Annotated in this window: 10 protein-coding genes; 4 read left to right on the top strand and 6 right to left on the bottom strand. The window is 61.2% G+C overall.

From position 1 onward, the window contains the following. Window positions 1-197: 197 nt before the first annotated feature. From rpsL to rpoB, 4 genes are all read right to left on the bottom strand, one after another. Window positions 198-632: a 30S ribosomal protein S12 gene (rpsL, locus tag H8S34_RS02365; RefSeq protein WP_101693868.1), complete on the bottom strand. Its 435-nt coding sequence runs from the start codon at window positions 630-632 to the stop codon at window positions 198-200. Window positions 633-698: 66 nt separating this feature from the next. After that, complete coding sequence (locus tag H8S34_RS02370) at window positions 699-947, bottom strand: ribosomal L7Ae/L30e/S12e/Gadd45 family protein (protein ID WP_101694023.1); 249 nt, start codon at window positions 945-947, stop codon at window positions 699-701. 286 nt (window positions 948-1,233) lie between these two features. Beyond that, window positions 1,234-5,055 carry a DNA-directed RNA polymerase subunit beta' gene (gene rpoC / locus H8S34_RS02375; protein ID WP_243207877.1) on the bottom strand — a complete coding sequence of 1,274 codons (3,822 nt, stop codon included), beginning with the start codon at window positions 5,053-5,055 and terminating at the stop codon, window positions 1,234-1,236. 25 nt (window positions 5,056-5,080) lie between these two features. Continuing rightward, window positions 5,081-8,791 carry a DNA-directed RNA polymerase subunit beta gene (gene rpoB, locus H8S34_RS02380; RefSeq protein WP_186962923.1) on the bottom strand — a complete coding sequence of 1,237 codons (3,711 nt, stop codon included), beginning with the start codon at window positions 8,789-8,791 and terminating at the stop codon, window positions 5,081-5,083. A gap of 388 nt (window positions 8,792-9,179) precedes the next feature. Between rpoB and H8S34_RS02385 the strand changes: the two genes are divergently transcribed. From H8S34_RS02385 to H8S34_RS02395, 3 genes are all read left to right on the top strand, one after another. Further along, entirely contained in the window at window positions 9,180-10,535 is a 1,356-nt protein-coding gene (locus tag H8S34_RS02385) for a putative hexosyltransferase (protein WP_243207878.1), read from the top strand. 224 nt (window positions 10,536-10,759) lie between these two features. Beyond that, window positions 10,760-11,050 (top strand): hypothetical protein, encoded by a 291-nt coding sequence (locus H8S34_RS02390; protein WP_101693870.1) that lies wholly within the window; start codon window positions 10,760-10,762, stop codon window positions 11,048-11,050. 84 nt (window positions 11,051-11,134) lie between these two features. Continuing rightward, window positions 11,135-12,040, top strand: a complete 906-nt coding sequence (locus H8S34_RS02395; RefSeq protein ID WP_186962924.1) for a C40 family peptidase — start codon at window positions 11,135-11,137, stop codon at window positions 12,038-12,040. Between the two features lie 101 nt (window positions 12,041-12,141). On the opposite strand, the gene H8S34_RS02400 is transcribed toward H8S34_RS02395, so the two are convergent. After that, entirely contained in the window at window positions 12,142-12,516 is a 375-nt protein-coding gene (locus H8S34_RS02400; RefSeq protein WP_186962925.1) for a serine proteinase, read from the bottom strand. Between the two features lie 292 nt (window positions 12,517-12,808). Between H8S34_RS02400 and H8S34_RS15280 the strand changes: the two genes are divergently transcribed. Then, the gene (locus H8S34_RS15280; protein ID WP_145996910.1) at window positions 12,809-13,300 is read left to right on the top strand and encodes a BclA C-terminal domain-containing protein; all 492 of its coding nucleotides are present in this window, start codon (window positions 12,809-12,811) and stop codon (window positions 13,298-13,300) included. A gap of 62 nt (window positions 13,301-13,362) precedes the next feature. On the opposite strand, the gene H8S34_RS02410 is transcribed toward H8S34_RS15280, so the two are convergent. After that, window positions 13,363-14,805, bottom strand: coding sequence for an aspartate ammonia-lyase (locus H8S34_RS02410; protein WP_186962926.1), 1,443 nt, complete (start codon window positions 14,803-14,805; stop codon window positions 13,363-13,365). Window positions 14,806-14,961: the final 156 nt, after the last annotated feature.

The following is a 14,961-nucleotide window of genomic DNA, read 5'->3' on the forward strand; positions in this document are numbered from 1 at the left end:
TTCATAGTATGATTTCATAGGTACTCGAACCGCTCATGCGGCCCGTGTAAAGACAAGTGCCTGCTTGTCCAGTGCCTGTCCGAGGTCTACCCCTATATGGTAAACGCTCGGCAAGGCGATTTGCCTTGCGCGTAAGCGCACAATGCAATTCAAATGTGGCGCATTCCGCGCCGGTGTGCATGCATCCCTGCGGAAGATTACTTCTTCGCGCCGCCCTTGCCGGCCTTGGGACGCTTGGCGCCGTACTTGGAACGGGCCTGCATACGACCATTGACGCCCTGGGTATCCAGAGTGCCGCGGATGATGTGGTAACGAACGCCGGGCAGGTCCTTAACACGGCCGCCGCGGATCATGACCACGGAGTGCTCCTGCAGGTTGTGGCCGACACCGGGAATGTAGGCGGTGACCTCGTAGCCGTTGGTCAGACGCACACGAGCGATCTTACGCAGAGCGGAGTTAGGCTTCTTAGGAGTAGCCGTACGGACCGCGGTGCAGACACCTCGCTTCTGGGGAGAGGGCAGATCGGTCTCACGATTCTTCAGGGTGTTCAGGCCGTACTGCATGGCGGGAGAGTTGGACTTGTAGGTCGCAGCCTGACGTCCCTTGCGCACGAGCTGATTAAAAGTAGGCATGAGTAGTTCCTCCTTTCTTAATGGGTTGATTGTATTATTTTAACCGAATCTCCGAAGATGATTCCGTTAAAACCCAGTTAATAGTGCGGCCACGGCGGAACCCACCGCAATGCCGCAGGCCGTGCCCAGTTCCTTCATATGGGGCACGCGCTCCACAGGTACACCGCGCTCCCGGCAGAGGGTCTCTACCGGTTCAATGACACGGGGATCGGCGTCCTCTGCCAGAAAAACTCTGGCCGCTCTGCCATCGCCCAGCGCGCGCTTGGTCTGCTTCACACCCACGACCTTGGGGCCTGTTTTCAGTTGAGTCAGCACCATGCACGCCTCCTGTCGTTGCACTTGGAAACACCGCACAAAGGGGTATTTCCTGTCTGCGGCAGGTACACCTGCGCGATTTTGAATTATAGCATAGGAAACCCCATCCGTCAAGCAAAAAAGCTCTGTTTTTTTCTCCTTTTTCCACGCTTTTCCCCGTCAAATCGCCGGATGGAGTGTTCTTTCTCTCTTTGGGCGACCCATGCGTCTTTTCAAGACGGACAAAAGGCCCCGGAGCATGGCTCCGGAGCCTTTTGATAAACAGTCAGATCAATGGGCTGTGCGATCAGTCCTCCGCGCCCTCATCCATGGTGATGGAGAGGATCTCCTCCTCCTTGGGGGCGATGCCGACGATCTCATCGGCCTGCTCGGGGACGCTCTCCTCGTGGCTGTGCTCATGCTCGCAGCCGCAGGTGCATTCGTCCTCGATCTTGTCATACTTGCGGTAGACCGACAGACCGGAGCCGGCCGGGATGAGCTTACCGATGATGACGTTCTCCTTCAGGCCCAGCAGGTGGTCCACCTTGCCCTTGATGGCGGCCTCGGTGAGGACCTTGGTGGTCTCCTGGAAGGAGGCGGCGGACAGGAAGGACTCGGTGGCCAGAGAGGCCTTGGTGATACCCATCAGCAGGCGGGTGGCGGTGGGGAGACGCAGCTCCATGCCGTCGTTGGTCTCGCCGGCGTCGATACGCTTCTGGACCGCCTCCTTGGCGTCCTCAAACTCGATGAGCTCCACGGTGGAGCCGGAGAGCAGGTTGGAATCGCCGGCGTCCTCGATCCGCACCTTGCGCATCATCTGACGGCAGATGACCTCGATGTGCTTGTCGTTGATGTCAACGCCCTGCTGACGGTAGGGCTTCTGGACCTCGCGGATCAGGTAGTCGTACACCGCGTGGACGCCCCGGATGCGGATGACGTCCTGGGGATAGAGGGCGCCCTCGGTGAGCGCGAAGCCCTTCTCCACGGTCTCGCCGTCCTTCACGCGGATGCCCGCGCTGTAGGGCAGCGGATAGGTGACCACCTCGCCGTCGGGGGCGGTGATGCTCAGGTTGCACATGGAATTGCGCTTGGTCTCCTCGATGGATACCCGGCCGCCGATCTCGGCCAGCTGGGCCATCTTCTTGGGCCGACGGGACTCGAAGAGTTCCTCGACGCGGGGAAGACCCTGGGTGATATCGCCGCCGGCGACGCCGCCGGTGTGGAAGGTACGCATGGTCAGCTGGGTACCGGGCTCACCGATGGACTGAGCGGCGATGATACCGACGGCCTCGCCCTCGCCCACCGGCTCGCCGATGGCCAGGTTGATGCCGTAGCACTTGGAACATACTCCGCTGCGGGCGCGGCAGGTCAGCACGGAGCGGATCTTCACGGCGTGGATGCCGTGCTCCTCCAGCATGGCGGCGTCGTCGGGCACCATCATGCGGTCCTTGGAGATGAGGACTTCGCCGGTCTTGGGATCGCAGATGTCCTCCACGGGATAGCGGCCCTTGAGGCGCTCGCCGAAGGTCTCGATGACCTGGCCGTTCTCGCTGATCTCGGAGACCATGATGCCGTCGTCGGTACCACAGTCGTGCTCGCGGATGATCACTTCCTGGGACACGTCCACCAGACGGCGGGTCAGGTAACCCGAGTCGGCGGTACGCAGAGCGGTATCGGCCATACCCTTACGGGCGCCTCGAGCGGAGATGAAGTACTCCAGCACGGACAGACCTTCACGGAAGTTGGACTTGATGGGGATCTCGATGGTACGGCCGGAGGTATCGGCCATCAGGCCGCGCATACCGGCCAGCTGACGGATCTGAGCGGAGCTACCACGGGCGCCGGAGTCGGCCATCATCCAGATGGGGTTGTAGCGGTCCAGGCCCTCCATCAGGGCGTTGGACACGTCGGCAGTGGTCTTCTCCCAGGCGGACACCACCAGGCGGTAGCGCTCCTCGTTGGTCAGGAAGCCGCGCTTGTACTGGCGCTCGATCTTGACGATCTCCTTCTCGGTATCGGCGATCATGCCGTACTTCTTCTCGGGGATGGTCATGTCGTAGATGGAGACGGTCAGGGAGCCGCGGGTGGAGAACTTGTAGCCCTTGGCCTTGATGGTATCCAGCACGCCGGCGGAAACGGTGAAGCCGTGCTTGGTGATGCACTTGTCGATGATCTTACCCAGCTGCTTCTTGCCGGTGATGAAGTTGATCTCGGGCTCGAACATGGTCTCGGGGTTGGTGCGGTCCACAAAGCCCAGATCCTGGGGGATGCCCTCGTTGAAGATCAGGCGGCCCACGGTGGTGCGCACCATCTTGTGCTGCTCCACGCCGTCGACCTCCATGCTGCGGCGGACCATGATGGGCACGTGCAGCTCCAGCTCGCCCTCGTCATAGGCCAGGCGGGCCTCATTGTCGCTGCCGTACACCGGCAGGCACTCCCGGGGGAGCTCGCCGTCGGGGGTGTTGGCGGCGATGTCGGCCACGGTGGGGATGTCGTCCAGAGAGCCGGGATTCTTCACCCACACCATGTCGGCCACGGTGATCTTCCCCTCGGCCAGGGCAGCGCGGACAGCCGCGCAGTCCTCATAGACCTCCTCGCTGTCGTGGGCGGGATAGCGCTCAAAGGTCAGGTAGTAGGAACCCAGCACCATGTCCTGGGTGGGCACGGTGACGGGGCCGCCGTCCTGGGGCCGCAGCAGGTTGTTGGCCGAGAGCATGAGCACCCGGGCCTCGGTCTGGGCCTCGGCGGACAGGGGGACGTGAACGGCCATCTGGTCGCCGTCGAAGTCGGCGTTAAAGGCGGTACACACCAGGGGGTGGAGCTTGATGGCGCGGCCCTCGACCAGCACGGGCTCAAAGGCCTGGATGCCCAGGCGGTGCAGCGTGGGGGCGCGGTTGAGCATGACGGGATGCTCCTTGATGACAAACTCCAGGGCGTCCCACACCTCGGCCTTGCCCTTGTCCACCATCTTCTTGGCGGACTTGATGTTGTTGGCCACGCCGTCCTCCACCAGCTTCTTCATGACGAAGGGACGGAAGAGCTCAATGGCCATCTCCTTGGGCAGACCGCACTGGTAGATCTTCATCTCGGGGCCGACCACGATAACGGAACGGCCGGAGTAGTCCACGCGCTTGCCCAGCAGGTTCTGGCGGAAGCGGCCCTGCTTACCCTTGAGCATGTCGCTTAGAGACTTGAGGGCGCGGTTGTTGGCGCCGGTGACGGCACGGCCGCGGCGGCCGTTGTCGATGAGGGCGTCCACCGCCTCCTGGAGCATCCGCTTCTCGTTGCGCACGATGATGTCGGGCGCGTTGAGCTGGATGAGGCGCTTGAGGCGGTTGTTGCGGTTGATGACCCGGCGATACAGGTCGTTCAGGTCAGAGGTGGCGAAGCGGCCGCCGTCCAGCTGCACCATGGGGCGCAGCTCCGGGGGAATGACGGGCAGCACGTCAATGATCATCCATTCGGGCTTGTTGCCGGAGATCCGGAAGGCATCCACCACTTCCAGGCGCTTGACAATGCGCATCTTCTTCTGGCCGGAGGCGTCCTTCAGCTCGGCCCGGAGCTGCTCGGAGAGCTGCTCCAGATCGATGTCCTGCAGGAGCTTCTTCACGGCCTCGGCGCCCATGCCGGCCTCGAAGTCGTCCTCGTACTTCTCCCGCATGTCGCGGTACTCCTTCTCGGAGAGGATCTGGTTCTTGGCCAGAGGAGAGAAGCCGGGATCGGTGACGATATAGCTGGCGAAGTAGAGCACCTTCTCCAGAATACGGGGAGAGATGTCCAGCAGCAGGCCCATCCGGGAGGGGATACCCTTGAAGTACCAGATGTGGGACACAGGGGCGGCCAGCTCGATGTGGCCCATGCGCTCACGGCGGACCTTGGCACGGGTCACCTCGACGCCGCAGCGGTCACAGATCTTGCCCTTGTAGCGGATCTTCTTATATTTACCGCAGTGACACTCCCAGTCCTTGGTGGGGCCAAAGATGCGCTCGCAGAACAGGCCGTCGCGCTCGGGCTTGAGGGTGCGGTAGTTGATGGTCTCCGGCTTCTTGACCTCGCCGTAAGACCACTCACGGATCTTCTCCGGGGAGGCAATGCCGATTTGGATGGCGTCAAACTCAGCGTAACTCATAGAATAGATCGTTCCTCCCTCTCTCTTACATGTCCTGGTCGTCCAGGAACGCGTCGTCGTCAGACGCGACGCTCTCGTCGTCGCTCACAGCCAGGTCGTCGTCGTCGCTCTCGGCCTTCAGGGTGAAGCCGGCGGCCGCGAACTCGGACTCAGCGTCGCCCTCGCGGTAGCTGTAGAAGTCGTCGTCGTCCCGGATGCGATCGGGCTGGTAGTTGTCCTCTTCGTCATCCTTGAGCTCGATCTCAGCGCCGTTCTCGTCCAGCACCTTCATATCCAGGCACAGGGACTGCAGCTCCTTGACCAGAACCTTGAAGGACTCGGGCACGCCGGGCTTGGGCACGTTGTGGCCCTTGACAATGGCCTCGTAGGTGCGCACACGGCCGGTGACGTCGTCCGACTTGACGGTGAGGATCTCCTGCAGGGTGTAGGCCGCGCCGTACGCCTCCAGAGCCCACACCTCCATTTCGCCGAAGCGCTGGCCGCCGAACTGGGCCTTGCCGCCCAGAGGCTGCTGGGTGACCAGGGAGTAGGGGCCGGTGGAACGGGCGTGGATCTTATCATCCACCAGGTGGTGGAGCTTGAGGAAGTACACATAGCCCACGGTGACGCGGTTGTCAAACCGCTCGCCGGTACGGCCGTCGTACAGCCAGCTCTTGCCGTCGGGGGACAGGCCGGCCATGGTCAGGACCTCGGCGATGTCCTTCTCGTCGGCGCCGTTGAAGATGGGGGTGGCCACCTTCCAGCCCAGGGTCTTGGCGGCGTAGCCCAGATGGACCTCCAGCACCTGACCGATGTTCATACGGGAAGGCACGCCCAGGGGGTTCAGAACGATGTCCAGCGGGGTGCCGTCGGGCAGGAAGGGCATATCCTCCTGGGGCATGATGCGAGAGACAACACCCTTGTTACCGTGGCGGCCGGCCATCTTGTCGCCCACGCTGATCTTACGCTTCTGGGCGATGTAGACGCGGACCACCTCGTTGACGCCGGGAGAGAGCTCGTCGCCGGCCTCGCGGGTGAAGACCTTCACGTCCACGATGATGCCGCTCTCGCCGTGGGGCACCTTCAGGGAGGTGTCACGGACCTCGCGGGCCTTCTCACCGAAGATGGCGCGCAGCAGGCGCTCCTCGGCGGTGAGGTCGGTCTCGCCCTTGGGGGTGACCTTACCCACCAGGATGTCGCCGGAGCGGACCTCGGCGCCCACGCGGATGATGCCGCGCTCGTCCAGGTCCTTCAGGGCGTCCTCGCCCACGTTGGGGATGTCCCGGGTGATCTCCTCGGGGCCCAGCTTGGTGTCGCGGGACTCGGTCTCATACTCCTCGATGTGGATGGAGGTAAAGACGTCCTCCTTGACCATGCGCTCGTTGAGCAGGATGGCGTCCTCGTAGTTGTAACCTTCCCAGGTCATGAAGCCCATGAGGATGTTCTTGCCCAGGCCGATCTCGCCGTTGCAGGTGGAGGGGCCGTCCACGATGACCTCGCCCTTGCTGACCTTCTGGCCGGCCTTGACGATGGGACGCTGGTTGATGCAGGTGCCGTGGTTGGAGCGCAGGAACTTGATGAGCTTATACTCCTTGAGGCCCAGGTTCTGATAGCGCACGGAGACATACTGGGCGGAGACCTTCACGACCTCGCCGTCCTCCTCGGCCAGGATGGCGACCTCGGAGTCCACGCAGTTCTTGTGCTCCTGACCGGTGGCCACGATGGGGGCCTGGGTGGTCAGCAGAGGCACGGCCTGACGCTGCATGTTGGCGCCCATCAGAGCACGGTTGGCGTCGTCGTTCTGGAGGAAGGGGATCATGGCGGTTGCCACGGAGAACATCATCTGGGGGGACACGTCCACGTAGTCCACCTGGTTGGCGGCCACCGAGACGATCTCGTTGCGGTGACGGCAGGTGATACGCTCGTTGATGAAGCAGTTGTTCTCGTCCATGGGCTCGGTGGCCTGGGCGATGGTGAACTCGTCCTCCACATCGGCGGTCATATAGTGGATCTCGTCGGTGACCCGGCCGGTCTCCTTGTCCACCTTGCGGTAGGGCGCCTCGATGAAGCCGAAGCGGTTGACCCGGGCATAGGCGGAGAGGTAGGAGATCAGGCCGATGTTGGGACCTTCGGGGGTCTCAACGGGGCACAGGCGGCCATAGTGAGAGTAGTGGATGTCTCGCACATCGAAGGAGGCGCGGTCACGGCTCAGACCGCCGGGGCCCAGAGCGGACAGACGGCGCTTGTGGGTCAGCTCGGCCAGGGGGTTGGTCTGGTCCATGAACTGGCTCAGGGGGGAGGAACCGAAGAACTCCTTGATGGAGGCGGTGACAGGACGGATGTTGATGAGGGACTGGGGGGTGACGATGTCCAGATCCTGGATGGTCATGCGCTCACGGATGACGCGCTCCATGCGGCTGAAGCCGATGCGGAACTGGTTCTGGAGCAGCTCGCCCACGCAGCGCAGGCGGCGGTTGCCCAGGTGGTCAATGTCGTCGGGGGTGCCCACGCCGAAGGCCAGGGCGTTGAGGTAGTTGATGGACGCCATGATGTCGTCCACGATGATGTGCTTGGGGATCAGGTCGTCCAGGTGATCCTTGATGGCGTCCTTCAGCTCCTCGCCGGAGAACTGATTCATCAGCTCCATGAGCACGGTGTAGCGCACCCGCTCAGTGACGCCGCACTCCTCGGGGTCAAAGTCCACGAACTTGGACATGTCCACCATGTGGTTGCCGAACACGCGCACCATGGTGCCGTCCACATCCACCACGGCCTCGTTGACACCCTTGTCCTCCAGCTCATGGGCCCGCTCACGGGTGAGGACCTCGCCGGGCTCGGCGATGATCTCGCCGGTGGTGGGATCCACCACGGGGAGGGCCAGCTTCTGGTTGGTCAGACGGGGACCCATGGACATCTTCTTGTTGAACTTGTAGCGGCCCACGGCGGACACGTCGTAGCGGCGGGGGTCAAAGAAGAGGGCGTTGAGCAGGCTCTCAGCGGAGTCCACCGTGGGGGGCTCGCCGGGACGGAGCTTGCGGTAGATCTCCAGCAGGGCCTCCTCATAGGTCTTGCAGGTGTCCTTCTCCAGAGTGGCCAGGATGCGGGGATCCTCGCCGAACATCTCGATGATCTCGGCGTCGGTCTTGGGACCCACGGCACGGATCAGGCAGGTGATGGGGAGCTTGCGGTTCTTGTCGATGCGGACATAGAACACGTCGGACAGGTCGGTCTCATACTCCAGCCAGGCGCCCCGGTAGGGGATGACGGTGGTGGCGTAGGTGACGTTGTCGGCCTTGTCGGCGGTGCGGGAGTAGTACATGCCGGGGGAGCGGACGATCTGGGAGACGATGACGCGCTCGGCGCCGTTGATGACGAAGGTGCCCCCCTGGGTCATGATGGGGAAGTCACCCATGAAGATCTCCTGCTCCTTGATCTCCTCGGTCTCCTTGTTGCGCAGGCGCACACGGACCTTGATGGGAGCGGCGTACGTGGCGTCCCGGGCCTTGCACTCCTCCACGTTGTACTTGGGGGGTTCGTCCATGGAGTAGTCGATAAAGGACAGCTCCAGATTACCGGCATAGTCGGTAATGCAGGAGACATCCTTGAAGACCTCCCGCAGTCCCTTGTCCAGGAACCACTGGTAGGACTTCTTCTGGATCTCCAGCAGATTCGGCATCTCCAGGATTTCCTTGTGGCGGGCAAAGCTCTTGCGGAGGGTCTTGCCATAGTAGACGTCTTTGATCCTGTCTGTGACCATTCTGAATGACCATTCCTTTCCCTTAGCATCTGGCGGTCGTTCGGACAGCCGTCCAAACTTTTCGTACCTGCTCCCCGCCCCAGAGGACCGGAGAGCCCTGTTTCTGCGTCAGGTTCCGATTTTTCTCGTCCTCACTCCGTCATTTCCGCCAAAGCGGAGGCCCCGCCTCCAAAATGACACACACGGAGTTGTTGGCGAATTGTGTTCCACCGCCCCTTGCGGAGCACCGTGGAAACTGTTATACTCACTATAACATGGGATGGTATCGAAATCGGATGCTCTATTTGTAATAGCGCTCTATTATACCACGGATGTACAAAAGAGTCAATTTTTATATCTGTAAAGTTCGGAGAAATTCCGGACTTTTTTCTGTTTTTGAGGTGATATTATGCCGAAAATCCCCTCTCCCGCGCCCCGGGCACAGCTTCTTTTCCCCTGGCTCCCGGGTGCGCTCCTGCTGGCCGGAGTCCTCTGGCGCTGCTCTTCCCTGGCACTGGGCGGACCGGCCGTCGGATGGATCACTGGTCTCTGTCTGCTCCTGTGGACCGGGCTGGCCCTTCTCCCCCTCCGCCGGGCGGGGTATGGGGGAAATAAATTGGCTCTGGCCTTTCTGGTCCTGGCGCTGGCGGCGCTGCTGCGGGCAATGTGTCTGGATCATATCACCTATGACTACCGGGACTTTCTCTCCCAGTGGGCCGCCTTTTTCCGGGAGAACGGCGGCTTTGCCGCGATCAAAGAACCTGTGGGCGACTACAACGCGCCCTATCTCTACTTCATGGCCGCCATCTCCTATCTCCCCTTCCCGGATCTCTATGCCATCAAGCTTTTTTCCATCCTGTTTGACGGGATTCTGGCCTGGGGCGGCCTGCGGCTGGTCGGGGCTCTGTCCGGCCGGAAAGATGGTCCCGCCCCCCTGACGGCCTATCTTCTCCTTTTGCTCCTCCCCACGGTGGTCCTCAACGGCTCCTTCTGGGGACAGTGCGACGCCCTGTACGGCGCGCTGGTCCTCCACGCCATGGCCTCCGCCTGGGAGGACCATCCCAAGACCTCGGTGGCACTGCTGGCCGTGGCCTTCTCCTTCAAGCTCCAGACCATTTTCCTCATCCCCCTCTGGGGCGGGCTGTGGCTGGTGCGGAAGCTCCGCTTCTCCCACTTGCTGGTCTTTCCGGCCGCCTATGCGGTGGCTGTCCTCCCGGCCCTGCTGCTGGGCAAGCCGCTGGCCGACATCCTGGGGGTCTATTTCAAGCAGGCGGGACAGTACAGCTATGCTCTGGTGTTCAACGCCCCTTCCCTCTTCGCCCTGATCCCCTACGGGGTGGATGTGGCGCAGCAGCCCCTGGCCCGGGCCGGGATTCTGGCGGCCTTTGCCCTGTGTCTCTTTGTGCTGGGATGGCTCTTTTTCCACCGCAGCCGCTTCTCCGGTGCACAATTTCTGGCGGCTGCCGCCGTTTTGGCACTGGGGGTCCCCTTTCTTCTCCCCTATATGCACGAGCGCTATTTTTTCCTGGCCGACGTGGTCACCCTGGTCTGGGCGGTGTGGGACCGCCGGCGTATTCCCATCGCCCTGCTGACCCAACTGGCCTCCCTCAGCTCCTACTGCGTGTATCTGCGCCTGCAATACACAATGCCCGTCCACCTCTTCGGACAGACCTGGACCATGGCGCTGGAAGCGCTGTGTATCCTCGCCGCCCTGCTCCTGTCGCTGGGCGCTCTGCTCCGCCGGAGGGACGATTTCAGGCGCTGACTTTGCCCCAAAAAGAACGTGGCTCCGCCCAATTGGGAAGAGGCCGCGTTCTTTTTTTATTGACATAATATTTCGCCTTTTTTCCCGCTTCTGCTGGGTCTTCAAGTAATGTCTGTTCTCCTACCGGTATGCTTGACATAAAATAAGAATTTGACAACTCGGAAACAATGTGTTACAATTCGGTTACAGTTTTTAATTTTTAATTTATTTTCAGGAGGCACAGAATGGCAGACGAAAAGTTTCCTCTGGTCTACAAGGGCCATCCCCTTCGCCGGAAAGATAATCTGATCTATTACGGAAGCATGGCCGATAAATATATCATCATGATGCAGGTCATGAGCACCAAAAAGGTCAAGGATCTGGATGTGGCCAACAAGGTCGTGGTCCAGCTCCAGCTCACCGATCCCGACCTGAAAAGCCGGGACCGCGTCGTCAAGAAGAGCGAGAAGGACAGCCTCTACGCCGCCATGGATGTGGCCGCCGTCTGGCTGGAGCGTGCCCTCTCCAACAAATAACCCCCACCCACCCAAATGCCAAACGAATGAGAAGATAAACGGACTGCCTTCGGGCAGCATTTGACTGAATGGAGGATTATACCGATGATACAGCCTGTGAAGTTCCTGCGCGTTATGGCCGTCACCGTGGCGGTTTCTTGTGCCTGTCTGGTCAGCGCTGCCGCCGCCAGCATGGGTGTCGGCACCGTTCAGGCCGACGCACTCCGCCTGCGCTCCGCCGCCAGCACCGACTCCGCGATCCTGGCCACCGCCTCCAAGGGCGACGCCGTCATCGTGCTGGAAGACGCCGGGAACAACTGGTACAAGGTCGATTATGAATCTGTGCAGGGCTATATGTCCGGCGAATACCTCACCATTTCCCAGAAGGCGGACGCCGCCATCGGTTACGGCAAGGTGAGCGCCGGCGGCTCTACCCTGAATATGCGCAGCGCGCCCTCCACCTCTGCTTCCAAGGTCGCCTCTCTGGCTGACGGCACCGTCGTCAAGATCATCGGTGTGGATGGCAGCTGGTATAAGGTCGACTATAACGGCAAGACCGGCTATGTCAGCAGTGAGTATATGATCACCACCAAGGAGACCACCTCCCGCGGCAATGAAACCACGGCGACCTCCTCCTCCAGCATGGGAGAGCAGGTGGTGGCCTATGCCAAGCAGTTCCTGGGCACCCCCTATGTGTACGGTGGAAACGGCCCCAACTCCTTTGACTGCTCCGGCTTCACCAAGTATGTCTATGCCCACTTCGGCGTGACCCTCAACCGCACCGCCACCGATCAGCTGGCCAACGGCACTGCCGTTTCCAAGAGCCAGCTTCAGCCCGGCGATCTGGTCTTCTTCAAGGCCAACACCACCAAGCCGGTCTCCCACGTGGGCATCTACATTGGCGGCGGCCAGTTCATCCACGCCTCCACCAATACATACACGGTCAAGATCGACAACCTGAATTCCGGCTATTACAGCCGCGTCTATGTCTACGGCCGCCACATCCTGTAACATCCTCTTCTTCCATTCCGTCTGAATCTGTTTAAAAAGCGCCTGATGGTACTCCATCAGGCGCTTTTTCTATGAATTCTTCTTGGCTGTTGGAAGGGTGCTTACTCCTCTTCCTTCTCGGGCTCTGCCGTCATGACAGGCTCCTCCGCGGGAATCTCAGTCTCCACCACGGCGGCGACCTCGCTGTCCTTGATGCTCCCCTCTTCCTTCAGCTGGGCGATCCGGGCCTTGTTTTCCTCAATGTTGATCTTGGCCGCGGTGATCTTCTCACACAGCGACTTGTAAGCGGCCTCCGGCGCCATTCCCCGCTCTGCATAGTAAAGTTTTCCGATCTCAATATAAGCCTTGCGGATATTGTCCTCCTCGCCAGTGTTGGCCAGGCTCAGCCGGGCGATCTCCGCCAGCTGCTTGGACTTGGCCATGCCAACCTGGGTCAATTCCACCGCTTTTACCTTCAAATCATCCAAAAGCGCCATATATCATGACCTCCTGTTCCCTTAAACTGGCTCCATTTTATACCTTTTGCCCTATCTGCGCAAGTAGCTCCCTCTGGATTTAAGGAATATTTAAGCCTCCTCCCGGACCGGTCATACCGCCCCCCTTTCCCGGCTGGCACCTCTCTGCACACCGGAGCATAGGATACTGCGGAGGTTATGCCCAATGAATGTATACCAGAACAAAGACTTCCGTTTCGGATGTCCTCCCCCTGTCTGTCCGCCCGCGTGCTGTCCTCCGCCCTGTCCCTGTCCCGGGCCGGAGCCGTGCACGGTGAGCATCGTTCCGGTTCCCGGTCCTACCGGCGCCACGGGCCCCACCGGCCCCATCGGGCCTACCGGTCCCACCGGAACCGCGCCAGCGCCTCAGGCCCTCTACGCCGTCGCGCCGGCGGCTCAGACGCCGGCCTCCGCCGGCTCTTCCCTCACTTTCCCCACCAACCAGATGGTTCTGGGGACCGAGATCACCCATACGGCCGGCTCCGGTGACTTCATCCTCACCCAGCCTGGCAGCTATGAGGTGCACTACACGGTCAACGCGGCTTCTTCGGACGCCCCCACGCTGGCCAGTGTACAGCTCAATGCCAACGGCACCCTTGTCCCGGGCTCCCTGGCGACCAACTCCATTGCCACCAGCGGAAACCCGGTACTGCTCGCCAATACCACGGCCCTGACCATCCCCGGCACTACCACGCTGACTCTGGTCACCAACACGGCCAACACCACCTTTACCAACGGCTCCATCCTGATTCACAAGCTGAGCTGAGCCAAGACACAAAAGCGCCTCCCCGGCTGGGGAGGCGCTTCGTTTGTTCCAATGAGAGACGCTTAGTCCAGCAGCTCCTTGGCGGGGATGCCGGGCTCGGTCATGGCGTAGGGATCCAGGATCTTGTTCAGGGTCTCCTCGTCCAGCAGGCCCTCTTCAATGGTGATGGTCCGGACGCTGCGGCCGGTCTGGATGGCCTTCTTGGCCACATTGGCGGCCGCCTCATAGCCCACATGGGGGCAGATGGCGGTGATGATGCCCACCGAGTTCTCCACCATCTCCCGGCACCGATCCCGGTTGGCGGTGATGCCCTGGATGCAGTTGTCCACCAGCGTGCTCACCGCATAGGTCAGGAACTCCACCGCGTGGGTCAGGTTCCAGAAGATGATGGGCTCAAAGGCGTTGAGCTCCAGCTGGCCGGCCTCGGCGGCCATGGTGATGGTCAGGTCGTTGCCCATGATGTTGAAGGCCACCTGATTGACCACCTCGGGGATGACCGGATTGACCTTGCCGGGCATGATGGAGGAGCCGTTCTGGCGGGGCGGCAGGTTGATCTCCCCGAATCCGCAGCGGGGACCGGAGGACATGAGCCGCAGGTCGTTGGACATCTTGGAGAGGTTCACGGCGCAGGTCTTGACCGCGCCGGAGACCGCCACAAACTCGTCCAGGTTCTGGGTGGCGTCAATCAGGTTGAAGGCCTGGACCAGCCGCAGACCGGACACCTTGGAGAGGTTGGGCACGATGCGGCGGAGATACTGCTCGTCGGCGTTCAGGCCGGTACCGATGGCGGTGCCGCCCATATTCAGGCAGCGCATCTCGTCCATGGCCCGCTCGAAGCGGGCGATGTCCCGGCGGATGGCCTCGCTGTATGCCCGGAATTCCTGGCCCAGGCGGATGGGCACGGCATCCTGCATCTGGGTGCGGCCCATCTTGATCACGTCGTCAAACTCCTCCGCCTTCTGCAGAAGAGCGGTGTACAGACGCTCCAGCTGGATCTGAGCCCGGACCAGCAGTTTGAGCACTGCCAGCTTTCCGGCGGAGGGGAACACGTCGTTGGTGGACTGGCCGCAGTTTACGTGGTCGTTGGGGTTGACCAGGGTGTAGTCACCCTTCTCCCCGCCCAGCAGCTCAATGGCCCGGTTGGCGATGACCTCGTTGGCGTTCATGTTCAGGCTGGTGCCCGCGCCGCCCTGGATGGGGTCCACGATGAACTCCTCATGGAGCTTTCCCTCCACGATCTCCTCACAGGCCCGGACGATGGCGTCGGCCACCTTCTTGTCCAGCAGGCCGATCTCATAGTTGGTGATGGCGGATGCCTTCTTGATCTCGGCAATGGAGTTGATGATCTCCCGGTGCATGGTCAGTCCGGTGATGGGGAAGTTTTCCACTGCCCGCAGGGACTGCACGCCGTAGTACACATCCCGGGGGACCGCACGCTCGCCAATGGAGTCATGCTCCGAACGGTAGGGCCCATGCTCGAACTCCACACGCTGCTTATCTGTCATGGAATACTCGCTCCTCTTCCTGTTTTCCTGCACTTCAGATGCAGGTTTTCTTTCGTTGCCTCTAATCTAGCACGTTCACTTGCAAAATGCAAGCTATTTTTGCAAGTTTTCCACCATACGCAAGAAAAAAATCGTTTCCCCGGAAAAACTCCAGGG

Source organism: Pseudoflavonifractor hominis (assembly GCF_014288125.1).
Lineage (GTDB): Bacteria > Bacillota > Clostridia > Oscillospirales > Oscillospiraceae > Pseudoflavonifractor_A > Pseudoflavonifractor_A gallinarum.